General features: G+C 63.1%; 22 protein-coding genes. 10 read left to right on the top strand and 12 right to left on the bottom strand.

The features are described 5' to 3' along the window. Window positions 1-15: 15 nt before the first annotated feature. The 7 genes from ACF8R4_RS06495 to ACF8R4_RS06465 form a co-directional block, all read right to left on the bottom strand. Window positions 16-192 carry a hypothetical protein gene (locus ACF8R4_RS06495; protein ID WP_164524062.1) on the bottom strand — a complete coding sequence of 59 codons (177 nt, stop codon included), beginning with the start codon at window positions 190-192 and terminating at the stop codon, window positions 16-18. Beyond that, window positions 189-1,301 carry a PepSY domain-containing protein gene (locus ACF8R4_RS06490; RefSeq protein ID WP_060499110.1) on the bottom strand — a complete coding sequence of 371 codons (1,113 nt, stop codon included), beginning with the start codon at window positions 1,299-1,301 and terminating at the stop codon, window positions 189-191. The genes ACF8R4_RS06495 and ACF8R4_RS06490 overlap by 4 nt, the downstream gene beginning before the upstream one ends. A 56-nt stretch (window positions 1,302-1,357) precedes the next feature. Next, on the bottom strand, window positions 1,358-3,793 hold the full coding sequence (locus ACF8R4_RS06485; RefSeq protein ID WP_392491934.1) for a TonB-dependent siderophore receptor: 2,436 nt from the start codon (window positions 3,791-3,793) through the stop codon (window positions 1,358-1,360). Between the two features lie 108 nt (window positions 3,794-3,901). Next, the gene (locus tag ACF8R4_RS06480) at window positions 3,902-4,858 is read right to left on the bottom strand and encodes a FecR domain-containing protein (protein WP_392491932.1); all 957 of its coding nucleotides are present in this window, start codon (window positions 4,856-4,858) and stop codon (window positions 3,902-3,904) included. Further along, window positions 4,855-5,373 (bottom strand): RNA polymerase sigma factor, encoded by a 519-nt coding sequence (locus tag ACF8R4_RS06475; RefSeq protein ID WP_060499107.1) that lies wholly within the window; start codon window positions 5,371-5,373, stop codon window positions 4,855-4,857. The genes ACF8R4_RS06480 and ACF8R4_RS06475 overlap by 4 nt, the downstream gene beginning before the upstream one ends. Window positions 5,374-5,759: 386 nt before the next feature. After that, window positions 5,760-6,470 carry a PolC-type DNA polymerase III gene (locus ACF8R4_RS06470; protein WP_060499106.1) on the bottom strand — a complete coding sequence of 237 codons (711 nt, stop codon included), beginning with the start codon at window positions 6,468-6,470 and terminating at the stop codon, window positions 5,760-5,762. After that, complete coding sequence (locus ACF8R4_RS06465; protein WP_104833572.1) at window positions 6,467-8,404, bottom strand: DUF294 nucleotidyltransferase-like domain-containing protein; 1,938 nt, start codon at window positions 8,402-8,404, stop codon at window positions 6,467-6,469. Before ACF8R4_RS06465 ends, ACF8R4_RS06470 begins: the two co-directional genes overlap by 4 nt. Window positions 8,405-8,520: 116 nt before the next feature. On the opposite strand from ACF8R4_RS06465, the gene ACF8R4_RS06460 reads away from it, so the two are divergent. Beyond that, window positions 8,521-9,060 carry a response regulator gene (locus ACF8R4_RS06460; RefSeq protein WP_060499104.1) on the top strand — a complete coding sequence of 180 codons (540 nt, stop codon included), beginning with the start codon at window positions 8,521-8,523 and terminating at the stop codon, window positions 9,058-9,060. 34 nt (window positions 9,061-9,094) lie between these two features. Here ACF8R4_RS06460 and ACF8R4_RS06455 read toward each other — a convergent pair whose 3' ends face one another. Beyond that, window positions 9,095-11,272 (bottom strand): malate synthase G, encoded by a 2,178-nt coding sequence (locus ACF8R4_RS06455; protein ID WP_060499103.1) that lies wholly within the window; start codon window positions 11,270-11,272, stop codon window positions 9,095-9,097. Window positions 11,273-11,721: 449 nt separating this feature from the next. On the opposite strand from ACF8R4_RS06455, the gene ACF8R4_RS06450 reads away from it, so the two are divergent. Continuing rightward, window positions 11,722-12,240 (top strand): glycine cleavage system protein R, encoded by a 519-nt coding sequence (locus tag ACF8R4_RS06450; RefSeq protein ID WP_104833570.1) that lies wholly within the window; start codon window positions 11,722-11,724, stop codon window positions 12,238-12,240. 232 nt (window positions 12,241-12,472) lie between these two features. Here the strand turns inward: ACF8R4_RS06450 and rarD are convergent, their stop codons facing one another. The 4 genes from rarD to ACF8R4_RS06430 all read right to left on the bottom strand — a co-directional run bounded on the left by rarD (window position 12,473) and on the right by ACF8R4_RS06430 (window position 16,117). Further along, window positions 12,473-13,360, bottom strand: coding sequence for an EamA family transporter RarD (gene rarD, locus ACF8R4_RS06445; RefSeq protein ID WP_060499101.1), 888 nt, complete (start codon window positions 13,358-13,360; stop codon window positions 12,473-12,475). Window positions 13,361-13,424: 64 nt separating this feature from the next. Continuing rightward, the gene (locus ACF8R4_RS06440) at window positions 13,425-14,399 is read right to left on the bottom strand and encodes a serine/threonine protein kinase (protein ID WP_060499100.1); all 975 of its coding nucleotides are present in this window, start codon (window positions 14,397-14,399) and stop codon (window positions 13,425-13,427) included. Window positions 14,400-14,561: 162 nt separating this feature from the next. Further along, entirely contained in the window at window positions 14,562-15,326 is a 765-nt protein-coding gene (locus ACF8R4_RS06435; RefSeq protein ID WP_060499099.1) for a TOBE domain-containing protein, read from the bottom strand. 59 nt (window positions 15,327-15,385) lie between these two features. Then, window positions 15,386-16,117: a ComF family protein gene (locus tag ACF8R4_RS06430; RefSeq protein ID WP_060499098.1), complete on the bottom strand. Its 732-nt coding sequence runs from the start codon at window positions 16,115-16,117 to the stop codon at window positions 15,386-15,388. 89 nt (window positions 16,118-16,206) lie between these two features. On the opposite strand from ACF8R4_RS06430, the gene bioB reads away from it, so the two are divergent. The 8 genes from bioB (at window position 16,207) to ACF8R4_RS06390 (ending at window position 24,659) form a co-directional block, all read left to right on the top strand. Continuing rightward, window positions 16,207-17,265, top strand: a complete 1,059-nt coding sequence (gene bioB / locus ACF8R4_RS06425; RefSeq protein ID WP_016714563.1) for a biotin synthase BioB — start codon at window positions 16,207-16,209, stop codon at window positions 17,263-17,265. A gap of 1 nt (window position 17,266) precedes the next feature. After that, window positions 17,267-18,439 (top strand): 8-amino-7-oxononanoate synthase, encoded by a 1,173-nt coding sequence (gene bioF / locus ACF8R4_RS06420; RefSeq protein WP_060499097.1) that lies wholly within the window; start codon window positions 17,267-17,269, stop codon window positions 18,437-18,439. Continuing rightward, complete coding sequence (locus ACF8R4_RS06415; protein ID WP_060499096.1) at window positions 18,432-19,163, top strand: alpha/beta fold hydrolase; 732 nt, start codon at window positions 18,432-18,434, stop codon at window positions 19,161-19,163. The genes bioF and ACF8R4_RS06415 overlap by 8 nt, the downstream gene beginning before the upstream one ends. Continuing rightward, window positions 19,156-19,971 carry a malonyl-ACP O-methyltransferase BioC gene (gene bioC, locus ACF8R4_RS06410; RefSeq protein WP_060499095.1) on the top strand — a complete coding sequence of 272 codons (816 nt, stop codon included), beginning with the start codon at window positions 19,156-19,158 and terminating at the stop codon, window positions 19,969-19,971. Before ACF8R4_RS06415 ends, bioC begins: the two co-directional genes overlap by 8 nt. Window positions 19,972-19,981: 10 nt before the next feature. Then, window positions 19,982-20,662, top strand: a complete 681-nt coding sequence (gene bioD / locus ACF8R4_RS06405) for a dethiobiotin synthase (RefSeq protein ID WP_060499094.1) — start codon at window positions 19,982-19,984, stop codon at window positions 20,660-20,662. 168 nt (window positions 20,663-20,830) lie between these two features. Next, window positions 20,831-21,127: a pyrroloquinoline quinone biosynthesis protein PqqE gene (locus ACF8R4_RS06400; protein WP_104833567.1), complete on the top strand. Its 297-nt coding sequence runs from the start codon at window positions 20,831-20,833 to the stop codon at window positions 21,125-21,127. Window positions 21,128-21,412: 285 nt separating this feature from the next. After that, entirely contained in the window at window positions 21,413-23,218 is a 1,806-nt protein-coding gene (locus tag ACF8R4_RS06395) for a phenylacyl-CoA dehydrogenase (protein ID WP_019097157.1), read from the top strand. Between the two features lie 157 nt (window positions 23,219-23,375). Further along, window positions 23,376-24,659 (top strand): diguanylate cyclase, encoded by a 1,284-nt coding sequence (locus tag ACF8R4_RS06390; protein ID WP_060499089.1) that lies wholly within the window; start codon window positions 23,376-23,378, stop codon window positions 24,657-24,659. Window positions 24,660-24,700: the final 41 nt, after the last annotated feature.

The following is a 24,700-nucleotide window of genomic DNA, read 5'->3' as shown; positions in this document are numbered from 1 at the left end:
TGTTAGCCGCTTACCTCACCTGGCCCACAACCCACGAAAACCGAGCCAGGCTGGCACGCCAAGCCCCAGCCATGACAAGGCGTCCCAGGCGCCATCGCCGAGCAGGGCCGCGAACAGCCCCGCTGCGCCTGACACTGCAATCATGGCCGGCCAGGCAAAAATTCGCCGGGTGCTTTGCGATTCATGACTCATGCGGGCGCCCTCTTGCCGCTGCGCTGCTTGGCCAGCCACAGGTAAAGGCCGCTGCAGAGCACGATGATGGTCAGCACATCGAGTGCCGCCCAGAGGATTTGCATGGGCCGCCCGCCGTAGTCACCAAAATGCAGCGGCTGCGACAGGCCCATGGCGTCCATGTACCAAGGGCGCTCGCCGACTGCTGTAACTGCCAGGGTACGGGCATCGATCAACACGGGTGTGAACAGGTGCGAGCTCAGGTGTGTGGCACCGTTCATGAACACGGCATAGTGGTGCTCGCTGGAAAAGCGCGTACCGGGGAAGGCGATGAAGTCCGGGCGCATGCCGGGGGCAGCCTGTTCGGCAATCTCCAGCAGGCGTGTGGCGGGCGCGCGCTCGGTGAGCGGCGGGGCGTCGCGGTAAGGCGCAACCATGGCAGCCAGACTATCGTTGCGCCAGGCGGCGATAACCAGGTCGGACAGGGCGCTGATTACGCCGGTCACGCCTACCGTGAGTGCCCAGGCCAGGGTTACCACGCCGATCAGATTATGCAGGTCGAGCCAGCGCAGGCGACGGGATTTTTCGTGGCGTACCGTGCCAAAGTCCAGGCGGCGCATGAAGGGCGCATAGAGCACGGTGCCGGAGACGATTGCGAGGATGAACAGTACGCCCATGAAGGCCAGCAGCAGCTTGCCGGGCAGGCCGGCGAACATGTCCACATGCAGGCGCAGCATCACCATCATGAACCCGCCATTGGCCGCCGGCATGGCCACTGCTTCGCCGGTGCGGGCGTCGAGCATGAAGGTGTGCGACAAGTTGGGGTCGGTGCCCGCAGTGGCGGCGGTGATGGCGATCACGCCGTTGGGTTCGTCTTCGTCGTAGCCGAAGTACTGCATGACTTCGCCGGGGCGGTGTTGCTCGGCTTTCAGTACCAGCTGCTGCAGGTCGAGGTGCGGGGTGCCTGCTGGCATGTCACGCAGTTCGGGGGCGTCGCCGAGCAGGTGTTCGAGTTCGTGGTGGAAAATCAGCGGCAGGCCGGTGAGCGCCAGCAACAGCAGGAACAGGGTACAGACCAGGCTGCTCCAGGTGTGGATCACGGACCAGCGGCGGATGGTTCGGCTTTTCATCACGGTACCGTTTTTTGTCTGTTGGAACAGGGGGCCGCAAAGCGGCCCCCGTTCACTCAGAACTTGTAATTGACGCTGGCGACCACGTTGCGTTCGTCGCCGTAGTAGCAGTAGTACCCATCACACGTCGACAGGTAGTCCTTGTTGAACAGGTTTTTCGCATCGACGGCCACAATGACGCCTTTGAGTGTGTTGTTCAGGCGGCCAAGGTCGTAATGTACGGAGGCGTCGTAGACCGTGTACGAGCCCACATGGCCCCAGTCGGTATTCGTGGTGTTGCCGTAGGTGTCGCCCACGTAGCGCACGCCAACGCCTACGCCAAAGCCGTCCAGCACCCCGCTGTGCCAGGTGTAGTCGGCCCAGGCAGTGGCCTGGTTGCGCGGAACCTGCGCCATGCGCTTGCCTTTCTCTTCGCGGGTGCCTTTGGTGATTTCGCTGTCGTTGTAGGTGTAGGAACCCACCAGCTTGAGGTTCTCGCTCACATCCGAAGTAGCCTCAAGCTCAAGGCCTTTCACACGCACTTCGCCAACCTGGCGGGTAACGCCACCCTCGGTCACCGACATGTTCTGCTGCGTCAGGTCGAATACAGCTGCGGTGAACAGGCTTTTGCTGCCGGGCGGTTGGTATTTGATACCCAGTTCGTACTGCTTGCCCTCGGTCGGCTTGAAGGCATCGGTGCTAGTGACGGTTGACCCGGTAGCAGCCTGGAACGACTCGGCATACGAGATGTAAGGCGTCAGGCCGTTATCGAACACATAGCTGAGCGCTGCGTTACCACTGAACTTCTTGTCGCGCTGGGTATTGGTAGCGTCGCCCTGATTGTGGAAGGTGGTGCCGGTGTGCACCCAGTCCTCACGACCACCCAAGGTCAGGCGCCAGTTGTCCAAGGCCATCTGGTCTTGGACGTACAGGCCGGTCTGCTGGGTTTTCTGATCGTAGTCGTACATGTCGAAGTACTGAACGTTCGAGAAATCCTGGCCGTAAATCGGGTTATGGATATTGCTTGATGGCACACCGGCCGAGCCCCAACGCCAGCGAGCGTTGCTGTCCGAGCGCTGATGGTCGAGGCCCAGCAGCAGGGTATGGGAGAGTTGGCCAGTCTGGAAGTCGGCCTGGAAGTTGTTGTCCACTGCGAACTGGGAGATATCTTCTTCGACGATACCGGCAGTACGTTGCACGGTGCCATCGGCGCTGACGGCTTCGTCCGGCCCGGCTGGCCAGATCGAGCCACCGGCGGTAATGCCCTTGAAGTCCAGTTCGTTGCGTGCATAGCGCAGGTTCTGGCGGAACTGCCAGGTGTCATTCAGGCGGGTTTCGAACGCATAGCCGAGGTGGTAGTAGGTGCGGTCGTAGGACTCCCAATCCGGGTCACCCAGGTTCTTGTGGTGAGAAATCTTGCCCGCCGGGCTGTCCAGCTTGGTGCCTTGCAGCGGCAAGAACTGGCCAGTAATGCCCGTATCATCGCGGGTGTACTGGGAGATGAAGGTCAGCTTGGTGTCGTCGTTGATGTTCCAGGTCAGACTGGGCGCGATGTTATAGCGCTTGTCCGGTATATGGTCGATTGGCGAGCCGCTGTCACGCACGGTACCGCTCACCCGGTACAGGAACTGGCCTGCATCGTCGAGCTTACCGGTGCTGTCGAAGTTGATCTGCTTGTGATTGTTGCTGCCAACCTGGGCTTCGATTTCATGGCTGCTTTCCAGCTGCGGCCGACGGCTGGTCATGTCCAGCAACCCGCCTGGCGGGGTCTGGCCGTACACGGATGAAGCCGGGCCGCGCAGCACGGCGATGCGCTCCAGGTTCCAGGGTTCGATCTTGGGGGTGGCATAGTTCCCCTTGGGTAATGGCAGGCCATCGAGGAACTGGGTGGGCACAAAACCACGTACCAGCAACCAGTCGCTGCGGGAGTCGGAGCCGTAGCCGCTGCTCTGCACGCCTGCCGTATAGCGCAGGGCATCATTCAGGCTGAGTACTGGACGATCTTCCATCTGCTGCCGAGTGATCACGGTTACCGAGCGGGGTAGTTCGGCGATGGCCGTGTCTGTCTTGGTGCCTGCTGCCGTGCGGGTTGCGGTGTAACCCTCGACCGCCCCCCAGGCGCTTTCATAATTGGCTGTAGCGTTGATCGCTGTTTCTGGTAACGCCAGTGTCCCTTCCGGCGTAGCCACCAGGCTGTAGCTGCCTACGCTGCTTTGTTGCAGTTGCAGGCCAGTGCCGCGCAGGGCGGCTTGCAGGGCACCGAGGCCGTCGTACTGGCCGGTCACCGGGGCCGAGGTGCGGCCGCTGACCAACGCCGGGTCGATGGCCAAGGCGATACCGGCCTGGCTGGCGATCTGGTTCAGGGTGGTGGCCAGCGGGGCGCTGGGCAGGTCATAGGCGCGCGCAGCGGATTGCTCGGCGGCGCACAGGACAGGGCTGGCCAATGGCGCGGTTACGGCGATGGCAAGGGCCATCAGGCTAGGGCGCAAGATACGATCAACAGCACGGGACATGCAGTGGCTCCTGGACGGATAAGTGCTAACTGCTTCCTTGCCGAGCGAGATTTGAAAAGTGACAGGGCTGATCTGAAAAATATCGAGCAGTATTTTTGGCGTTCAGCCTTACTTCGGCACCACGTTCACCCACCACTGGGTATGCCGCTCGATTTTCACCGGCAAAGCCGGCACCAGCGATGCCAGCGCCAGGTCGGTGTCGGTCAGCGGGAAGCTGCCGGTCACGCGCAGGTCGGCGACCTTGGCGTCCACCCCGAGGTGGCCCCTGTGGTACTGGCCCAGCGCGGCCAGCAGGTCGCCCAGGCGCACGTTGTCGACCACCAGCATGCCCCGGGTCCAGGCATCGGCACCGGCGGGCACCTCGCCGATCCGGCCGAGGCCGTTGGCGTTCATCAACACTTGCTGGCCTTCACGCAGCACTTGCTCGTCGCCACTGTTATGCGGCATGGCCGCAACCGAGGCTTGCAGCACTTCCAGGCGCGTACCGTCGGCTTCGCGGCGCACCAGGAAGCGCGTGCCCAGTGGCCGCAGGCGGCCATCGTCGGTGCGTACCAGCAGCGGACGCGGGTCCTGGTGGCCGGTTTCGACCGAAATTTCACCTTGGTGCAGCACGATCACCCGGTGTTCGCCTGCGTAGTCGATATCGACGGCGGTGTGGGTGTTCAGGCTCAGCAATGTGCCGTCTTGCAGGCGCAAGGTACGTAACTCGCCAGTTGCGGTGCGCTGGTCGGCCAGCCAGTAGCTGGGTGCCAGCGACGGGGCGCCGACCCAAGCCAGCAGTGAACCGAGCAGGAACATCCCGGCCAGCCCGCCGCCAACCTTGCCGATTCGGCGCCGCAGGCTGACGCGCGATTGCAGCAGGGCCTGGCGTGCCGGGCCGGCCGCCGCGCTGACCCGTTGGTCCATGGCGCCGAGCTGGCGCCAGGCCCGCGCGTGTTCTTCGCTGGCGGCATGCCAGCGCATGAATTCGTTGCGTTCATCCGGTGTGCCGCTGGCGTCGTCGAGGCTCAGTTTCCAGGCGATGGCGGCTTCCAGTACCCGGGACGAAACCGGTGCGTTGCTCACGTTGGCTCCCCGTACAGGGCCACGTAGCACTGGCGCATGCCTTGGGCAATGTACTGGCGCACGCGCGATACCGAAACGCCCAGGCGCTCGGCGATCTCGGCATGGCCCATGCCGTCCAGACGGTTGTGCAGGAACGCCGCCCGGGCCTTGCTCGACAGCTTGCCCAGCAGGCGGTCGATGGCCTTGAGGTCTTCGAGGATCAGGTGCTGCACTTCGGGCGAGGGCTGTTGGGCTTCCGGGATCAGCGCCAGCTCGGCCAGGTAGGCCTGTTCCAGCGCCGCGCGGCGGAAGTGGTCGAACATCAGCCCCTTGGCCACGGCGGCGAGGAAAGCGCGGGGTTCGCGGGGGGTGTCCAGTTGCTCGCGACCGAGCAGGCGCACGAAGGTGTCCTGGCTCAAGTCTTCGGCACGTTGGCGGCAGGCCGTGCTGCGTTGCAGCCAGGCGAGCAGCCAGCCGCGATGGTCGCGGTACAGCGCACCGACCAGATCGGCGTGTGGGCTCTGTGCAGAAGACAAGCAGCGTCCCCCCGGAACGTATGCATTAACTAACGATAATTATTCGCGATTGTTGCAGAGGGAGGGGGTGGGGGCAATGGACGCTTATCGGATTGCCATCATGGAAAAGGCTGATAGGGCTGGCTTGAGTCTTTTAGCGCTTGTGAAATCGAGCTCCGCCCGCGCGGCGGATCGCGAGCTATCGCTCGCTCCTACGTTTGTTTCGGGCCAATTATTCCTGCGGGATTTACGCGCGAATGCTTTGGCGTATGGCTCGATATCGCGTCGTACAAACAAGGCGGTCGCGCGCGCCTGTCACAGGCGTTACTGGCCGAAAACAAACGTAGGAGCGAGCGATCCGCTGCGCGGGCGGTGCTCGATCTCACAGGCGCAATAAAAACCACGCCCTACAGCCCATGACTCTGGGCGTTTCGCCGCCGCCACCCTCGCAACCGCTGCTCCAGCTGCAACGGGCTGTCCAGCTGCTGGCGCCGGGCTTGGCTGAACAAAATCAGTGCCAGCTCAGCCGTTACCTGTGCATCGGCACTGGCATGGTGGCGTTCTTCCACCTGCAAGCCAAACCGCGCGACCCAGTCATCCAGCCCGGCCTCGCGCAGCACGGTGTCAGGGTTAAGCATCGGCGCCAGTTCGGCCACATCGAGGAACGGTGACTGCAAGCGGTAACCCAGGCTTTCCTTCAGCGCCCGCGCCAGCATGCGTTGGTCGAATGGCGCATGAAACGCCAGCACCGGGCTGTCACCAATGAAATCGAGCAAATCCAGCAAGGCCTCGGCCGGGTCGCAACCGGCGGCCAAGGCCCCAGGCCCCAGGCCGTGGATCAACACGCTGGCGTTGGTTTTCTGCAAAGGCCGGTGCAGGGTACGTTCGAACTGTTGCGCAAAATCGATGGCACCGTCCTCGATGGCCACCGCCCCGATCGACAACACTTGGTCACGGTTGGGGTTAAGCCCGCTGGTTTCCAGGTCCAGCACTACCCAGCGCTGCTCACGCAAACTGCACACACCCAACGGCGCGGGCTTGGGCTGCCGGGCCAGGCGCTGACGCATGGCGTGGTCCAGCTCGGGCGCGCTGGGGCGCAGCCAGGCGAACAGGCTCATAGCTGATACCGCAAGGCCAGGCTGCTTTGCAGGCGTTGGGCCTGGCGCAGGGACTCGCGCAGGATGCGCCGGTCCAGGTGGTTGAGGCTGTCCGGGTCGAGCCGGTTGGAGTACGGCAGGTTGTCGCGGGTCTGGCGCTGATGCTGCTGCATGCGGGTCTGCTGGATGAAGTGATAAGCCTCTTCATAGGCAGCGCCATCCAGCGGCTCGATCACGCCCTTGGCCACCAGTTGGCGCAGGCGCTCCAGGGTATTGCAGGCGCCGATGCCATTGGCCAGGGCCAGCAAGCGTGCGCCATCGACGAAGGGCGTCAGGCCCTGGACCTTGAGGTCGAGGGTGGCGGCCTTGTCGTTGCCCAGGCGGGTCAGCACGAATTCGCGCAGGCGGCCCACCGGTGGGCGCTGGCGCAGGGCATTGTCGGCCAGCATGCGCTGGAAGAGGCGGTTGTCGGCTACTTGCGCCAGAAGGCTCTGGCGCAACTGCTCGCAGCCTTGCTCGTCGCCCCACACCACGCGCAGGTCGAAATAGATGCTGGAGCCCAGCAGGTTCTCCGGGCTGGCTTCGCGGACAAAACCGGCAAAGCGCCGTGCCCACTCGCTGCGCGACAGGCACAATTCAGGGTTGCCGGCCATGATGTTGCCCTTGCACAGGGTAAAGCCGCACTGTGCCAGGCACTGGTTGATGTACTGCGCCAGCGGCAGCAGGCGCGCACGGATGCTGTCGGCCTCGGCGCTGTCGGCGGCCTCGAAGAGGATGCCGTTGTCCTGGTCGGTGTGCAGGGTTTGCTCGCGCCGCCCTTCGCTGCCGAAGCACAGCCAGCTGAATGGCACACCTGGGTCGCCGCGCTCGGCCAGTGCCAGCTCGATCACCCGGCACACGGTGTGGTCGTTGAGCAGGGTGATGATCTGGGTGATCTGCGTGGACGATGCGCCGTGGGCGAGCATGCGCTCGACCAGCTGGCTGATTTCACCGCGCAGCGAAACCAGGGTGTCCAGCCGAGGCGCATGGCGGATGGTACGCGCCAGGTGCACCAGGTCGACCCGTTGCAGCGAGAACAGGTCACGCTCGGAAACCACCCCGCACAGGCGTCGGTTTTCCACCAGGCACACGTGGGCGATATGCCGTTCGGTCATGGCCATGGCCGCGTCGAAGGCGCTGGCCTGGGGGCTGAGGTAGAAGGGCTTGGCGGTCATGTGCCGCTCGATGGGGGCGCCCAGGTCCGCATCCATCGACGCCACCACCTGGCGCAGATCGCGCAGGGTAAAGATGCCGACAGGGTAGCGCTGCAGGTCGATCACCACGATGCTGCCGACCTGCTGTTCGTGCATCAGCCGCACGGCATCGCGCAACGGTGTATCGGCGCTGCACACCACCGGGTGACGCATGGCCAGCTCACCCAGCGGGGTGTTCAGTGAGTACTGGGTACCGAGGGTTTCCACCGCGCGCTGGCGTACCTGTTGGTTGACCTGGTCGAGCAGGCTGCTGACCCCACGCAAGGCAAAATCCCGAAACACTTCAGACATCGAGAACACGCGGATGAACGCGGCTTTGTTCAACTGCAGGCAGAAGGTGTCTTCACCGGCCAGGTGCTCGGTGCGGGTCGCCCGTTCGCCCAGCAGTGCGGCCAGAGGGAAGCATTCGCCGCTGGTGATTTCGAAGGTGGTCTCCACGCCCGGTTTGACCAGGTGCTGGCGCTCGCCAACCACTCGCCCCTGCTTGACGATGTAGAAGTGCTCCACCGGCCCGTCGGCAGGTTTGACGATGCTTTCGCCGCTGGCATAGAAGCGCAGCTGGCACTGTTCCACCAGGAAGGCCAGGTGGCTGTGCTCCATCTGGTTGAACGGCGGGAAGCGCTGCAGAAACTGCAGGGTGCCCTGAATGTTCTGCAGCACTGCCGTCCTGCCCGCCTGGCTGTAGGCGTCCTTTTTGCTCATGAAACTGACCGTATCGCTATGCCGAACTATATATATCTATATATAGGTGCCGGCCCTGTTGTTCTCTGCCTCCATGGTCGGCTTGCGGCGGGGTGGTGCCCATTGGACGTAAGTCTATGAGCACGCCTGTCAAAGACCCGACGAAAGGCGCACCGGGTTACGCAAGTAAAGTGGTCCTACTGCTGAAGCGGAATTTTTTTGACGAGATGACCATGCCTGAGCAAACCGACATCCTGAGCGACGCCGAGCGCGAGGCATTGGCCGTGGTGAGTGCGCCTGTGGCGCCAAGGCCGTTGGTGCTGGTGGTGGACGATAACGCGGTTAACCGCGAGGCGCTGATCCTGTACCTGAAAAGCCGGGGCATCGATGCGGTAGGGGCGGACGGGGCGCAGGAGGCCAGGCTGTACCTGCATTACCAGCAGCGGATTGGTTTGATGATTACGGATTTGCGCATGCAGCCCGAGGATGGCCTGGACTTGATCCGGACGATTCGTGAGTCGGAGCGGGCGGCGTTGTCGATCATCGTGGTGTCGGGCGACACCGATGTGAAGGAGGCAGTGGACGTGATGCACCTGGGGGTGGTGGATTTCCTGCTCAAGCCTGTGGACCTGGGCAAGCTGCTGGACCTGGTGAAGAGAGAACTGAAAATAGAGTGATGCAGAAAGGGGCCGCAAAGCGGCCCCTTTCGATTTACAGCCCGTTACGCGCCTTGAATTCGCGGCGACGACGGTGCAGCACCGGCTCGGTGTAGCCGTTCGGCTGCTTGCCTCCTTCCACCACCAGCTCGACAGCGGCCTGGAACGCGACGTTGTCGTCGAAGTTCGGCGCCATCGGGCGGTACAGGGCGTCGCCGGCGTTCTGCTGGTCAACCACCACGGCCATGCGTTTGAGACTTTCCAGCACTTGCTCCTGGCTGACTACGCCATGGCGCAGCCAGTTGGCCAGCAACTGGGCCGAAATACGCAGGGTGGCGCGGTCTTCCATCAGGCCGACGTTGTTGATGTCCGGTACCTTCGAGCAACCCACGCCCTGGTCGATCCAGCGCACCACGTAGCCGAGGATGCCCTGGGCGTTGTTGTCCAGCTCGTTGCGAATTTCTTCGACCGACCAGTTGGTATCGGCAGCCAGCGGGATGGCCAGGATGTCGTCTACCGAAGCCGGGGTACGCGACGCCAGTTCACGCTGGCGCGCCTGTACGTCCACCTTGTGGTAGTGCAGGGCGTGCAGGGTGGCGGCAGTCGGCGACGGCACCCAGGCGGTGTTGGCACCGGCCAGCGGGTGGGCGATTTTCTGCTCCAGCATGGCGGCCATCAGGTCAGGCATGGCCCACATGCCTTTGCCGATCTGCGCACGGCCTTGCAGGCCGGTGGCCAGGCCCACGTCGACGTTGTTGTTCTCGTAGGCGCCGATCCACTTCTCGTTCTTCATGGCGCCCTTGCGCACCACGGCGCCGGCTTCCATCGAGGTGTGGATTTCATCGCCCGTGCGGTCGAGGAAACCGGTGTTGATGAACGCCACGCGTTCTGCGGCTGCCTTGATGCAGGACTTGAGGTTGACCGTGGTGCGGCGCTCTTCGTCCATGATGCCGACCTTGACGGTGTTGCGCGGCATGCCCAGCAGGTCTTCGACCTGGCTGAAGATTTCGGCGGCGAAGGCCACTTCTTCCGGCCCGTGCATCTTCGGCTTCACGATGTACACGCTGCCGCTGCGGGTGTTCTTGCGGGTGGTGTTGCCGTTGAGGTTGTGCAGGGCGATCAGGTTGGTGAACAGGCCGTCCTGGATACCTTCAGGGATTTCGTTGCCCTGGGCATCGAGAATCGCCGGGTTGGTCATCAGGTGGCCAACGTTACGCACGAATAGCAGCGAACGGCCATGCAGGGTCACGCTGCCGCCGTTTGGCGCGGCGTACTCGCGGTCCGGGTTCATGGTGCGAGTAAAGGTTTTGCCACCCTTGCTCACGCTTTCGGCCAGGTCGCCTTTCATCAGGCCCAGCCAGTTGCGGTAGACGATCACCTTGTCGTCGGCATCGACAGCGGCAACCGAGTCTTCGCAGTCCATGATGGTGGTCAGTGCCGATTCCATCAGGATGTCTTTCACGCCTGCAGCGTCGGTGCTGCCAACCGGGGTGCTGGCATCGACCTGGATTTCGAAGTGCAGGCCGTTGTGCTTGAGCAGCACGGCAGTCGGCGCGGCGGCGTCGCCGTGGAAGCCGATCAGTTGCGCGTCATCACGCAGGCCGCTGTTGCTGCCGCCTTTAAGGGCCACTACCAGTTTGCCGCCTTCGATGCGGTAGCCGGTGGAGTCGACGTGCGAGCCGGCGGCCAGTGGCGCGGCTTCGTCGAGGAAGGCGCGGGCGAAGGCAATGACTTTGTCGCCACGGACCTTGTTGTAACCCTGGCCTTTTTCGGCGCCGCCTTCATCGCTGATGGCGTCGGTGCCGTACAGCGCATCGTACAGCGAACCCCAACGGGCGTTGGCGGCGTTGAGGGCGAAGCGGGCGTTCATCACCGGAACGACCAGCTGTGGGCCGGCCATGTGGGCGATTTCTTCGTCCACGTTCTGGGTGGTGGCCTGGAAATCGTCGGCTTGTGGCAGCAGGTAGCCGATTTCCTGGAGGAATGCTTTGTAGGCTGCGGCGTCGTGGGCCTGGCCTTTGCGTGCCTGGTGCCAGGCGTCGATCTTGGCTTGCAGCTCGTCGCGCTTGGCGAGCAGGGCTTTGTTCTTTGGAGCGAGGTCATTGATGATCTTCTCTGCACCCGCCCAGAACTGCTCGGCGACGATGCCGGTCCCGGGGATGGCTTCGTTGTTCACGAAGTCGTACAGGACCTTGGCGACCTGAAGGCCACCGACTTGAACGTATCCAGTCATTGCTTGCCTCACTCTGCTCAGCTATTTCGCTCTTCTGTATTAAGCCTGTAGCGCTTCTCTAAACACGGCACCAGTGCATGCCCCCGGGTTGCGCCGGACGCGGCTGGGTGCGGCCTGCCAGACTGGCTGGCGGGCAGTGTGCGTATTTTCACAGGCGCCTTGGCAGACATCCAAACGACGTTTTGTAGTCCGCGCCACGGGATACTACATGAAGCAGTAGGCGGGGCAAAATCAGACTATAAGCGCCGTTATGCGACCCGTTGGTCGCGTATGGTCACGCTGGGAGTGAGTATGTTCGCAAAAAACAGGTGGATTGTTCCAGATAAATCTTGAAACAGTACACGATTGGTTATGCGGATTGCCCTGCGGCAGGTTGCCGCGCCTTGCCTATACTGAGTCGATCCCCCGATTTTCTGCCGCCCGGCGCGGTTCGACACGAGGAAGGGCTTGTGGATCATCTTGTACTGACGGTAATTGCCCCTGACAAGGCCGGCCAGGTCGAACGTATTGCCCAATGCATCGCCGACCACAGTGGCAACTGGCTGGAAAGCCGCATGTCGCGTATGGCCGGGCAGTTTGCCGGTATCCTGCGGGTGGCGGTGCCGGCTGAGAATTATGCTGAGCTGGTGGCATCGCTGCAGGGGTTGGCCAGGTATGACATTCGGGTGCTGATTGCCGAGAGCGGGAGTGAGCCCTCTTGCACATGGAAACCGATTGCCATGGAACTGGTGGGTAACGACCGGCCGGGGATCGTGCGCGACATTACTCGTTTGCTGGCGGAGTTGCAGGTGAACGTCGAGCGGTTTTCCACAGAGGTGCGGCCTGCGCCGATGAGCAGCGAGCCGCTGTTTCATGCTGATGCGCTGCTGGCGCTGCCGTTGACCTTGCCGCTGGATGTGCTGCAGCAGAAGCTGGAAAGCCTGGCGGATGACTTGATGGTGGAGTTGCACTTGCGTGCCGAGGATTGATTCGAGACTGGCCCCCTGCGGTTATCCCGATATCACGGGGAAGGCCCTGTGGATAACCTGGGGGTTCCCCTCTCCAGCCCAGGCCGAGCGTGCCTCACACAGGTTTGCTCAAAAAACACCCAAAAATCAGCAGCTTGTGCACAAAGCACGGGGACGAGGGTGTGGATAACCTTTGGAGATGTCTCTGCAGGCCGCGCATCACAAGGCCTGCAGAGATTTGATCGTTTTTTGATCAGCTTCGCTTGCGCAAACTCAACCAGGCATCGACGCTGTAAATGGCCAAACCTGCCCAGATGAACATGAACGCCACCAGGTTGCTCGACGACAGGTGCTCATCAAACAGCAGCACTGCCTGCAGCAACACCAGTGTGGGTGCCAGGTATTGCAAGAAGCCCAGCGTGGTGTACGGCAGGTGCCGCGCCGCCGCGTTGAAGCACACCAACGGTATCAGCGTCACCGGCCCGGCAGCCATCAGCCACAGCGCCTCGCTGCTGGTATAGAACGCCCCTTGGGCACTCATCGCCGCCGGGTGCAGCAGCAGCCAGCCAAGGGCCAGCGGCACCAGCATCCAGGTTTCCACTACCAGGCCCGGCAATGCCGCCACTGGCGCCTGTTTGCGAATGAGCCCATAGAAGCCGAAGCTCAGCGCCAGCACCAGCGACACCCAGGGCAGGCTGCCCACTTGCCACACCTGCTGGGCCACGCCCACGGCGGCCATGCCCACCGCCAGCCACTGCAGGCGGCGCAGGCGTTCGCCAAGAATCAGCATGCCCAACAGCACATTGATCAGCGGGTTGATGTAGTAGCCCAAGCTGGCTTCGAGCATGCGGCCGTTGTTCACCGACCACACGTACGTCAGCCAGTTACCGGCGATCAGTGCCCCGCTCAGGGCCAGGATGCCCAGCCGGCGTGGATTGTCGCGCAGTTCACGCCACCAGCCAGGGTGTTTCCACACCAGTAGCAGCAGCGAGCCGAACAATGCCGACCAGAGTACCCGGTGGACAATGATCTCCACCGCCGGGACGCTCTGGATCGCCTTGAAGTACAAGGGGAACAGGCCCCAGATGATGTAGGCACTGAGGCCCAATATGTACCCGCGACGCGGGTTTGCGGCGTGCATGCAGAATCCTTGCTTAGGTAGCTAAATAAAGCGACGCCTATTGTAGACAGAGGCGGGCGTGCTTCTAGAACAATTTCAGCGGGGCTTCATCCAGTGCCGCCATCTGTTCGCGCAGGGCGAGAATCTGGTCGCCCCAGTAGCGGGGCTGGCCAAACCACGGGAAGCTCGGCGGGAACGCCGGGTCGTCCCAGCGCCGTGCCAGCCAGGCGCTGTAGTGCAGCTGGCGCAGGGCGCGCAGGGGTTCGATCAGGGCAAGCTCGCGCGGGTCGAAGTCGTGGAACTCGTTGTAGCCGTCGATCAGCTCGGCCAACTGCCCCAGGCGCTCCTCGCGGCTGCCGGCCAGCATCATCCACAGGTCTTGCACGGCCGGGCCCATGCGGCAGTCGTCGAGGTCGACCACGTGGTACACCTCGTCGCGGTGCATCAGGTTGCCGGGGTGCAGGTCGCCGTGCAGGCGGATGAGCTGGTGGGGCGTGCGGGCGTAGATCTCCTCGACCCGCTTGAGCACGTCGCGGGCCACGGACTCGAATGCTGGCAACAACTCACGCGGGACAAAATCGCCTTCCAGCAAAGTGTTGAGCGAGGCGTGGCCAAAGTTGTCCACAGCCAGGGCCTCGCGGTGTTCGAACGGTTTGCTGGCGCCTACGGCGTGCAGGCGGCCGAGCAGTTGGCCGAGGCGATACAGCTGGTCGAGGTTGCCTGGCTCCGGAGCGTGGCCACCGCGGCGGGGGAACAGGGTGAAACGGAAACCCTGGTGTTCGAACAAGGTGCGGCCATCGTGCTGCAGGGGCGCAACCACCGGCACTTCGCAGTCAGCCAGTTCGGCGGTGAAGCTGTGTTCTTCGAGGATGGCCGCATCGCTCCAGCGGCCTGGGCGGTAGAACTTGGCGATCAGCGGCTGCGCGTCCTCGATGCCCACCTGGTAGACGCGGTTTTCGTAGCTGTTCAGTGCCAGCACCCGTGCATCGCTGAGAAAGCCGATGCTTTCCACGGCGTCCAGGACCAGGTCAGGGGTGAGGGTGTCGAAGGGGTGGGACATGGGGGCTCCGGGGATAAGCGGCATGGGGCCATGTTACCGCGTTCCGCTTGTACCGGCCTCTTCGCGGGCGCGCCCGCTCCCACAAGTACAGCGAAGCCTTCAAGGTGTGCGAAATTCCTGTGGGAGCGGGCATGCCCGCGAACCGCGCGAAGCGCGGCCAGGCTAGGCAGGAACGCCGATCAGCACATAGGACGGATGAAACTGCACCCGTACAGAACTGCCAGCTGCTACCTGCTGGCCAGCCAACCAATCCCCCTCGGCAATTGCACACAGCGTCTGCCCATTGCCCAGCGCCAGCCGGACCTCACCAGGCCCGTCATCCTCGGTCAGCACGTCTTCCACCGTAGCGCTCAAGCAATTGCTGCCCGCTTCAGCCTCTTCTCCCTCCGCCAACAACCGCACCCATCCAGCCTTGAGCAACGCCACCACCATTGTCCCCAACGTCAGCTCCAGCCGCGCGGTACTGTCGTGCGTGATCAGCGCATCAATTTCCAGCCCGCCGCCCAATGCCAGGCTGACACGGTCATACCGGCCTTCACGGCGCAGGCCGCTGACCTGGCCCTGCAGCTGGTTACGCGCACTGGTGCGCAGCATCAGGCGGCCGAGCAGGTCGAGGTCGCTGGACTCTTCGGCGGCTTCAAGGATTTGCGCCTGCAAGGCCTGCAGCCGCTGATACAGGCGCAGTACCCGCTCGCCTTCCGGCGACAAACGCGCACCGCCACCGCCACGGCCACCGGCGCTGCGCTCCACCAAGGGCTGGCTGGCCAGGTTGTTGAGCTCGTCAATGGCATCCCAGGCGGTCTTGTAGCTGATGCTCGCAGCCTTGGCGGCGCGGGTGATCGAGCCTTGCTCGGCAATGTGCTGCAGCAGCGCAATGCGCTGGGGGCGGCGGGCGATGTGCTGGGTAAGCAAAGTAGGCAGCGTCATGAGCATTGAGTCGTTGTAGGTGAAGGGCCTGAGGGTGGATTGTGTAGGACTGTGCAGTGTCATGCATACCCCGGCTTGGACGTGCGTGCCAGGCAATACACATCCACACGCTGCGCGCCGGCTTTGCGCAGCACTTCGGCAATGGCCTGCACGGTGGCACTGGTGGTTACCACATCATCGACAATGGCGACATGCTTGCCTGTCAAATCGCCCGTGACCGCAAACGCCTGACGTAGATTGCGCCGCCGTGCCTTGGCGTCCAGCTGTTGTTGTGCAGGCGTCTCGCGCGTGCGCACCAATAACCGCTCGTCGCAAACCAGCCCAAGCTGCGAAGACAACCAACGCCCAAGCATCCCCGCCTGGTTGAACCCTCGTTCGCGCAGTCGACGCCTGGCCAAGGGTACCGGCAACAGCAGGTGAGGGCGGGCTAACCCTTCGGCAAAGCGATGCCGCAGCCCAAGCCCGAGCAATTCAGCCATCAACCGCCCCAAGGGCCACTGCCGGTTGTGCTTGAAGCGGCTGACCAGCGTATCGACCGGAAAGCCGAATTGCCAAAGCGCAAACACCCGGTCGAAGGCCGGCAGGTGGCGACAGCACTGGGCGCAGGTCAGGCCCGCCATGGGCAGCGGCAGGGCGCAGCGCAGGCAATGATCACCTAGCCAAGGCAATTCCTGCTCGCAGGCCATACACAGGGGGTAGGCCTGCTCGGCAGGCTCATCACACAACAAACACGACTGATTAATAAGTGAGCACTTGTAAACCAGTCTTTTCCAGTATGGTTGACAGTTCATAGGCCTTCCATGACTATGCGAGCTATCCGTGATGCGCTGGCGGGCTTTCCTGTCTCGGCGCCAGCTACAGCCTAAACAAGGAAACGCCGATGAGCGCCAGCACAACTGCAACAACACGTCACGACTGGTCCCTGGCCGAGGTCAAGGCGTTGTTCCAGCAACCGTTCAATGACCTGCTATTCCAGGCGCAGACCGTGCACCGCGCGCATTTCGACCCGAACCGCGTGCAGGTATCGACCCTGCTGTCGATTAAGACCGGCGCCTGCCCGGAAGATTGCAAATATTGTCCACAGTCCGGCCACTACAACACCGGGCTGGAAAAACAGAAACTGATGGAAGTGCAGAAGGTGCTTGAAGAAGCCGCCCGCGCCAAAGCCATTGGCTCCACCCGTTTCTGTATGGGCGCAGCGTGGAAGCACCCGTCGGCCAAAGACATGCCTTATGTGCTGGAGATGGTCAAAGGGGTGAAGGCCATGGGCCTTGAAACCTGCATGACCCTCGGCAAGCTCGACCAGGAGCAAACCGTGGCCTTGGCCCAGGCGGGCCTGGACTACTACAACCACAACCTCGACACCTCGCCGGAGTTCTACGGCAGCATCATCACCACCCGCACCTACAGCGAGCGCCTGCAAACCCTGGCCTACGTGCGTGATGCCGGCATGAAGATCTGCTCTGGCGGCATCCTGGGCATGGGTGAGTCGCTGGACGACCGCGCGGGCCTGCTGATCCAGTTGGCCAATCTGCCCGAGCACCCGGAGTCGGTGCCGATCAACATGCTGGTCAAGGTAGCCGGCACGCCGCTGGCCGAGGAAGAGGATGTGGACCCGTTCGACTTCATCCGCATGCTGGCCGTGGCCCGCTTGCTGATGCCCAAGTCGCACGTGCGCCTGTCCGCCGGCCGCGAGCAAATGAACGAGCAGATGCAGGCTCTGGCCTTCATGGCTGGCGCCAACTCGATTTTCTATGGCGAAAAACTGCTGACCACCGCCAACCCGCAAGCCGACAAGGACATGCAACTGTTCGCGCGCTTGGGCATCAAGCCTGAAGCGCGTGAAGAGCACGCCGACGAAGTGCACCAGGCGGCTATCGAGCAGGCGTTGGTCGAACAGCGCAGCAGCGAGATGTTCTACAACGCTGCATCGGCCTGACATGGCCTTCGACCTGGCGGCGCGCCTGGCCGAACGGCGCGCCGCAGACCTGTATCGGCAGCGGCCACTGCTGGAAAGCCCGCAGGGGCCGGAGGTGGTGGTCGACGGCCAGCGCTTGCTGGCCTTCTGCAGCAATGACTACCTGGGCCTGGCCAACCACCCTGAAGTGATCGCCGCCTGGCAGACCGGCGCCGAGCGCTGGGGTGTGGGCGGTGGCGCTTCGCATCTGGTGGTCGGCCACAGCACGCCGCACCATCAGGTTGAAGAGGCGCTGGCCGAACTGACCGGGCGCCCGCGTGCGCTGCTGTTCTCCACCGGCTACATGGCCAACCTGGGTGCTATCACCGCATTGGTGGGGCAGGGCGACACCGTGCTGCAGGACCGCTTGAACCACGCGTCCCTGCTGGATGGCGGGTTGCTCAGTGGTGCCCGCTTCAACCGCTACCTGCACAACGACCCGGCCAGCCTGGCCAGCCGCCTGGACAAGGCCGTCGGCAATACCCTGGTGGTGACCGATGGCGTGTTCAGCATGGACGGCGACCTGGCCAACCTGCCGGCACTGGCTGATGTCGCCCGGGCGCGTGGTGCCTGGCTGATGGTCGACGATGCCCATGGTCTGGGTACCTTGGGTACGCAGGGCGGCGGTATCGTCGAGCACTTCGGCCTGGGCGTGGAAGACGTGCCGGTGCTGATCGGCACGTTGGGTAAGGCCTGCGGTACTGCCGGTGCCTTTGTCGCCGGCAGCGAAGCGCTGATCGAGGCGCTGGTGCAATTTGCCCGCCCCTACATCTACACCACCAGCCAGCCACCGGCACTTGCCTGTGCCACGCTCAAGAGCCTGGAGTTGCTGCGCCGCGAGACTTGGCGACGTGAGCACCTGGCGGCGTTGATTCGCCAGTTCCGCGAGGGCGCGCAACAGATCGGGCTGCAACTGATGGACAGCCCAACGCCGATCCAGCCCATTGTGATCGGCGACAGCGCACAGGCCCTGCGCCTGTCGCGCATGCTGCGCGAGCGCGGCTTGCTGGTGACGGCCATCCGCCCACCCACCGTGCCGGCTGGTAGTGCGCGCCTGCGGGTGACCCTGAGCGCCGCGCACAGCGAAGCGCAGGTGCAGCTATTGTTGAATGCATTGGCCGAGTGTTATCCACAGTTGGAGAACGCCGATGCGTAATCGCCTTGTACTGCTGCCCGGCTGGGGCCTGGGCACTGCCTCCCTGGAGCCGCTGGCAGCGAGCCTGCGCGCCCAGGACGCTCGCCTGCAGGTGGAGCTGATGCCCTTGCCGGAACTGGCCGACAGCGATGTTCAGGCCTGGGTCGACCACCTGGATCGGAAGCTGCCGAACGACGTGTGGCTGGGCGGCTGGTCGCTGGGCGGCATGCTGGCCAGCGCCTTGGCACACAAGCGCGGTGACCACTGCTGCGGCCTGCTGACACTGGCCAGCAACCCCAGCTTCGTGGCCCGCCCGGACTGGCCCCATGGCATGGCCGAAGACACCTTCGGCACCTTCCTCGATGGCTGCCGCAGCCATACCCAGGTCACGCTCAAGCGCTTCCGCACGCTGTGCAGCGATGGCGCCCTGCAACCGCGCACGTTGCTGCGGCAACTGGGTGTCGGCGTGCCGGATACCGACCCGTTGTACCTGGCCACAGGCCTTGAAGTGCTGGCCAGGCTTGATACCCGTGAAGCCCTGCAGGCCTATGCTGGCCCGCAGTTGCACCTGTTTGCCGGTAGCGATGCACTGGTGCCGGCAGAGGCGGCAAAAGCGTTGAGCGAGTTGCTGCCCGATGTGGAAGTGGGCTTGGTCGAAGACAGTTCCCACGCATTCCTGCTGGAGTACCCGCAGGAGCTGGCGGCGGGCATCAAGAGTTTCCTGCATGAGAGTGGCGATGACTGACCTATCCCGTCCAACCCCTGGCGCGCTGCCCGACAAACGCCAGGTGGCGGCCTCGTTCTCCCGCGCTGCGGCCAGCTACGACAGCGTGGCGGCCTTGCAGCGCGCAGTGGGTTTGCACCTGCTGGAGCAATTGCCGGCAGGCATGCAGCCCTCACATTGGCTGGACCTGGGCAGCGGCACCGGCCATTTCAGCCGCATCCTGGCCGAGCGCTTTGCGCAAACCAGTGGCGTGGCGGTGGATATCGCTGAAGGCATGCTGCGCCATGCTCGTCATGAGCAGGGCGGTGCGCATTACCATGTGGCGGGTGATGCTGAGCGCCTGCCGCTGCGTGATGCCTGCGTCGATCTGGTGTTTTCCAGCCTGGCCGTGCAGTGGTGCGACCAGTTTGCCAGCGTGCTGGCAGAGGCGTCGCGTGTGCTGCGCCCCGGCGGCGTGCTGGCCTTCAGCAGCCTTTGCGTGGGTACCCTCGACGAACTGCGGGCCAGTTGGCAGGCAGTGGATGGCCTGGTGCATGTGAACCGCTTCCGGCGTTTTGAGGATTATCAACGCCTGTGTGCTGGCAGCGGGCTGGAACAGCTTGAATTGCAGCGTTGCCCACACGTGCTGCACTACCCGGATGTACGTAGCCTAACCCATGAACTCAAGGCGTTGGGGGCACACAACCTGAACCCCGGGCGACCGTCCGGGCTTACCGGTCGGGCGCGCATGCAGGGCCTGCTGCACGCCTATGAGGCATTTCGCCAGCCTGCGGGGCTGCCAGCCACCTATCAAGTGGTCTATGGTGTGTTGCGCAAGCCACAGGCGTAAGGGGAGCACGATGAGCCAGGCCTATTTCATCGCCGGTACCGATACCGATGTCGGCAAGACCACCATCGCCGCCGGGCTGTTGCATGCGGCGCGGTTGCAGGGCATGAGCACACTGGGCGCCAAGCCGGTGGCCTCGGGCTGCACGATGACCCCGAAAGGGTTGCGCAATAGTGATGCCCAGGCGCTGATCGATGAAAGTACGATCAAGTTGCCGTATGAGCAGGTCAACCCGTTCGCCTTCGAGCCGGCGATTGCTCCGCATGTGGCGGCGCGCGAGGCGGGGGTGACGCTGGCCGTGCCCGCGCTGTTGGCAGCGATGCGCAATGTGCTGCAACAAAATGCCGACTTCACGTTGGTTGAAGGTGCGGGTGGCTGGCGTGTGCCGTTGTCGGGGTTGGAGAACCTTTCGGACCTTGCCGTTGCCCTTAAATTGCCAGTGATACTGGTTGTGGGCGTTCGCTTGGGCTGTATCAGCCATGCCTTGCTCAGTGCCGAGGCGATCGAGCGTGACGGGCTGCAGTTGGCCGGGTGGGTGGCGAATATCATCGAGCCGCGTACTTCGCGGCTGGAAGAAAATCTGGCCAGTCTGGCCGAGCGCTTGCCGGCGCCTTGCCTTGGGCGGGTGCCCAAACTGAAGCTCGCCAGTGCCGATATGGTGGCTGAACACCTTCAGTTGGATCTGCTGGATTAGTCGTTTCCAGGCCCGGCCCTTTCGCGGGCAAGCCCGCCAAGAGGCCGGTGCAGGAATACCCAAGGCCTATCAGATAGCACCAGGCCATTATGGATTTAAACGGGCCTTTTCACGACAGGCCTGCTTTAATTGAGCCTGTTCGTCATCCAGCGTCAATGGAGTCCTGACATGGAAATCACCGGTAGCTCCGCCTACTACGCGGGCCTGAGCGCAATCCAGGCCGGCCAGAACCGCGTCGATCAGGCCGCCGGCCAGATTGCAAACGCCACCGCCGAACGTACCGCCACCAGCCAGTCCAGCGACTTTCAGGCTGAGCGCTTGCGCGCGGTCGACCGCAGCCAGCAGATGGACCTGGCCACCAGCACCGTGCAGATGGCCTTGGGCAAAACCGAAGTCGAGCTTGGCGCAAAGGTGGCCAAGGCATCCGACGAAATGCTCGGCCGGATTATCGATACTTACGCCTGAGAGGGCGCTCCCTCGAATTACACACAGCCCCTGTGGGGGTGTGCCCGCGAAAGCGTCAGATCAGGCACCTCAATTGCCTGATCGGACGCCTTCGCGGGCACGCCCGCTCCCACAGGGGCATTGTTTTCTCTAGGTCTGGCATATTTGCCATTTTTCGTGGCGTAAATGGCACCATAGTCCATCCTTGACAGAATGCGGTGCTAAACGTAAGTTTCAAACAACTGTTTGATACGACGGCCGCCAAGAGCTGGTCACCCCACAGAACTGACTCAGAGGTTCATCGCAATGCCTGATTACAAAGCCCCCTTGCGTGATATCCGCTTCGTTCGCGACGAGCTGCTTGGCTATGAGGCGCACTATCAGAGCCTGCCGGGCTGCCAGGACGCCACGCCCGACATGGTCGACGCGATCCTCGAAGAAGGCGCGAAGTTCTGTGAGCAGGTGCTGTCGCCGCTGAACCGTGTGGGTGACCAGGAAGGCTGCACCTGGAGCGAATCGGGCGTCAAAACCCCGACTGGCTTCAAGGCAGCCTACGAACAGTTCGTCGAAGGCGGCTGGCCGAGCCTGGCCCATGACGTCGAGCACGGCGGCCAGGGCTTGCCAGAGTCGCTGGGCCTGGCCCTGAGTGAAATGGTCGGGGGCTCGAACTGGTCGTGGGGCATGTACCCAGGCCTGTCCCATGGTGCGATGAACACCATCTCTGCGCACGGCACCCCCGAGCAGCAGCACACCTACCTGACCAAGCTGGTGTCCGGCGAGTGGACTGGCACCATGTGCCTGACCGAGCCACATTGCGGCACCGACCTGGGCATGCTGCGCACCAAGGCCGAGCCACAGGCTGACGGCAGCTACAAGGTGTCGGGTACAAAAATCTTCATTTCGGCCGGTGAACACGACATGGCCGACAACATCGTCCATATCGTCCTGGCCCGCCTGCCGGACGCACCGGCCGGTACCAAGGGTATTTCGCTGTTCATCGTGCCGAAGTTCCTGCCCAATGCCGAAGGCGGCGTGGGTGAGCGCAACGGCGTGAGCTGCGGCTCCATCGAACACAAGATGGGCATCCACGGTAACGCTACCTGCGTGATGAACTTCGATGCGGCCACCGGTTACCTGATCGGCCCGGCCAACAAAGGCCTGAACTGCATGTTCACCTTCATGAACACCGCTCGCCTGGGTACAGCGCTGCAAGGCCTGGCCCACGCCGAAGTGGCGTTCCAGGGTGGCCTGAAGTACGCCCGTGAGCGCCTGCAGATGCGCTCGCTGACTGGCCCGAAAGCACCGGACAAGGCTGCTGACCCGATCATCGTCCACCCGGACGTGCGCCGCATGCTGCTGACCATGAAGGCCTTCGCCGAAGGCAACCGCGCGATGGTATACTTCACGGCCAAGCAGGTGGACATCGTCAAGTACAGCCAGGACGAAGAAGAGCGCAAGAAGGCCGATGCCCTGCTGGCGTTCCTGACCCCGATTGCCAAGGCGTTCATGACCGAAGTCGGCTTCGAGGCGGCCAACCATGGCGTGCAGATCTACGGCGGCCACGGCTTCATCGCCGAGTGGGGCATGGAGCAGAACGTTCGCGACAGCCGTATCTCCATGCTGTACGAAGGCACCACCGGCATTCAGGCGCTGGACCTGCTCGGCCGTAAAGTGCTGATGACCCAGGGCGAAGCACTGAAGGGCTTCACCAAGATCGTGCACAAGTTCTGCCAGGCGCAGGAAGGTAACGAAGCGGTCAAGGAGTTCGTCGAGCCGCTGGCGGCAATCAACAAGGAGTGGGGCGAGCTGACCATGAAAGTGGGCATGGCCGCCATGAAAGACCGCGAAGAGGTGGGTGCGGCCTCGGTCGATTACCTGATGTATTCCGGCTACGCCTGCCTGGCCTACTTCTGGGCCGACATCGCCCGCCTGGCGGCCGAAAAACTGGCAGCCGGCACCAGCGAAGAGGCGTTCTACACCGCCAAGCTGCAAACGGCGCGCTTCTACTTCCAGCGCATCCTGCCGCGCACCCGTACCCATGTAGCGACCATGCTGTCGGGTGCCAACAACCTGATGGCGATGGACGAAGAAAACTTCGGCCTGTCGTACTGATCCTACCGCTGTACACGGAACCCGCCTGCCCTCACCGGCAGGCGGGTTTTCCGCATCTGGGGCCAATTGACCCAACGGCAAATTCAACTGTTCATGTGCACTGCCGATGAAGTAAGGGCACAATGCCACTATTGATCTGCCGGGTTGGAGATTACCCTTGTTTCGTCTTAATGCTGTTCGCGCAAGCCACTTCCTGCCTTCGCTGTTCTTGTTGCTGGCAGGGCTCGCCGCAGCCTATGTGAGAGACCTCAGCGTCTTCTTCACATCGCTGTTCAATGTCTTGCCTACGTTGGTTCTGCTGCTGGGCGGCGCGTACTGTGCCGTGTACCGTCGGCAACGTGAGCTGTTCCTGATGCTTACGGTGTACATCGCCTACTTTCTGCTCGACACCCAGACCGACTTCTACCGTGACCATGGCCGCGTGCGCGAGGACGCGGCGGTGATCTTCCACCTGGTGTGCCTGTTGCTGCCCACGCTGTTCGGCTTGTATGGCGCCTGGCAGGAACGTACCCACCTGCTGCAGGACCTGGTTGCCCGCGGCGCTGTGCTGTTTGCCGTGGGCAGCGTGGCGGTGGCCCTCGAACAAAGCTACCCCGAAGCGCTGCTGAGCTGGTTGGCGGAAATCCGCTGGCCAGCCTTGCATGGCCAGTGGATGAGCCTGATCCAGATCGTTTACCCACTGTTCTTCGTTGTGTTCATCCTGCTGGTGGTGCAATACCTGCGTGCCCCCAGGCCGCTGCATGCTGCGCAGTTGACCGGCCTGCTGGGCATTTTCTGGATGCTGCCGCAAACCTTCATCCTGCCATTCACCCTTAACATCATGTGCAGCCAGGTGATGTTGATGATCGCCGCAGCGGTAGCGCATGAGGCCTACCAGATGGCCTTCCGCGACGAGCTGACCGGCCTGCCGGGGCGCCGCGCGCTGAACGAACGCATGCAGCGCCTGGGGCGCAATTATGTGATCGCCATGACCGACGTGGACCACTTCAAGAAATTCAACGATACCCATGGCCACGACGTGGGAGACCAGGTGTTGCGCCTGGTGGCCAGCCGTTTGTCCAAGGTGACCGGCGGCGGCCGGGCCTACCGATATGGCGGCGAGGAGTTCGCCCTGGTGTTCGCGGGCAAGACAGCCGAGGAGTGCGTGCCCCACGTGGAAGCGGTGCGTGAGGTGATCGCCAACTATGTGATGCACCTGCGCGATCAGCACAACCGCCCGCAGGACGATACGGCCGGGCGCCAGCGCCGGGCGGGCAGCAGTGGCGGCACGGTGTCGGTCACCATCAGTATCGGCGTGGCCGAGCGCCAGGCCGATCATCGCAACCCCGAGGCGGTGCTGAAATCCGCCGACCAGGCGCTGTACAGCGCCAAAGGCGCGGGGCGCAATTGTGTCATGGTCCATGGGCAACAATCGCAGCGCGGAGCCGTACGCACGGCGTGACCGGGCAATACTGCATGGTCAGTTGATGACCCTATGTCTCG

The sequence above is a fragment of the Pseudomonas sp. FYR_2 genome, assembly GCF_043106425.1.
In the GTDB taxonomy this organism is placed as follows: domain Bacteria; phylum Pseudomonadota; class Gammaproteobacteria; order Pseudomonadales; family Pseudomonadaceae; genus Aquipseudomonas; species Aquipseudomonas monteilii.
Note: the sequence above shows the minus strand (reverse complement) of the source record. Positions and strands in the feature narration are given on the sequence as shown.

Bases quoted from the DNA above. Each gene is read 5' to 3' on its own strand.
- ACF8R4_RS06395 (WP_019097157.1), top strand. From the start codon at position 21,413: ATGCCTGATTACAAAGCCCCCTTGCGTGATATCCGCTTCGTTCGCGAC.
- ACF8R4_RS06400 (WP_104833567.1), top strand. From the start codon at position 20,831: ATGGAAATCACCGGTAGCTCCGCCTACTACGCGGGCCTGAGCGCAATC.
- ACF8R4_RS06435 (WP_060499099.1), bottom strand. From the start codon at position 15,326: ATGACGCTGCCTACTTTGCTTACCCAGCACATCGCCCGCCGCCCCCAG.
- ACF8R4_RS06415 (WP_060499096.1), top strand. From the start codon at position 18,432: ATGCGTAATCGCCTTGTACTGCTGCCCGGCTGGGGCCTGGGCACTGCC.
- ACF8R4_RS06460 (WP_060499104.1), top strand. From the start codon at position 8,521: ATGAGCACGCCTGTCAAAGACCCGACGAAAGGCGCACCGGGTTACGCA.
- ACF8R4_RS06495 (WP_164524062.1), bottom strand. From the start codon at position 192: ATGAGTCATGAATCGCAAAGCACCCGGCGAATTTTTGCCTGGCCGGCC.
- bioF (WP_060499097.1), top strand. From the start codon at position 17,267: ATGGCCTTCGACCTGGCGGCGCGCCTGGCCGAACGGCGCGCCGCAGAC.
- bioD (WP_060499094.1), top strand. From the start codon at position 19,982: ATGAGCCAGGCCTATTTCATCGCCGGTACCGATACCGATGTCGGCAAG.
- ACF8R4_RS06465 (WP_104833572.1), bottom strand. From the start codon at position 8,404: ATGAGCAAAAAGGACGCCTACAGCCAGGCGGGCAGGACGGCAGTGCTG.
- ACF8R4_RS06455 (WP_060499103.1), bottom strand. From the start codon at position 11,272: ATGACTGGATACGTTCAAGTCGGTGGCCTTCAGGTCGCCAAGGTCCTG.
- ACF8R4_RS06490 (WP_060499110.1), bottom strand. From the start codon at position 1,301: ATGAAAAGCCGAACCATCCGCCGCTGGTCCGTGATCCACACCTGGAGC.
- bioB (WP_016714563.1), top strand. From the start codon at position 16,207: ATGAGCGCCAGCACAACTGCAACAACACGTCACGACTGGTCCCTGGCC.
- ACF8R4_RS06470 (WP_060499106.1), bottom strand. From the start codon at position 6,470: ATGAGCCTGTTCGCCTGGCTGCGCCCCAGCGCGCCCGAGCTGGACCAC.
- ACF8R4_RS06430 (WP_060499098.1), bottom strand. From the start codon at position 16,117: ATGAACTGTCAACCATACTGGAAAAGACTGGTTTACAAGTGCTCACTT.
- ACF8R4_RS06440 (WP_060499100.1), bottom strand. From the start codon at position 14,399: ATGTCCCACCCCTTCGACACCCTCACCCCTGACCTGGTCCTGGACGCC.
- rarD (WP_060499101.1), bottom strand. From the start codon at position 13,360: ATGCACGCCGCAAACCCGCGTCGCGGGTACATATTGGGCCTCAGTGCC.
- ACF8R4_RS06485 (WP_392491934.1), bottom strand. From the start codon at position 3,793: ATGTCCCGTGCTGTTGATCGTATCTTGCGCCCTAGCCTGATGGCCCTT.
- bioC (WP_060499095.1), top strand. From the start codon at position 19,156: ATGACTGACCTATCCCGTCCAACCCCTGGCGCGCTGCCCGACAAACGC.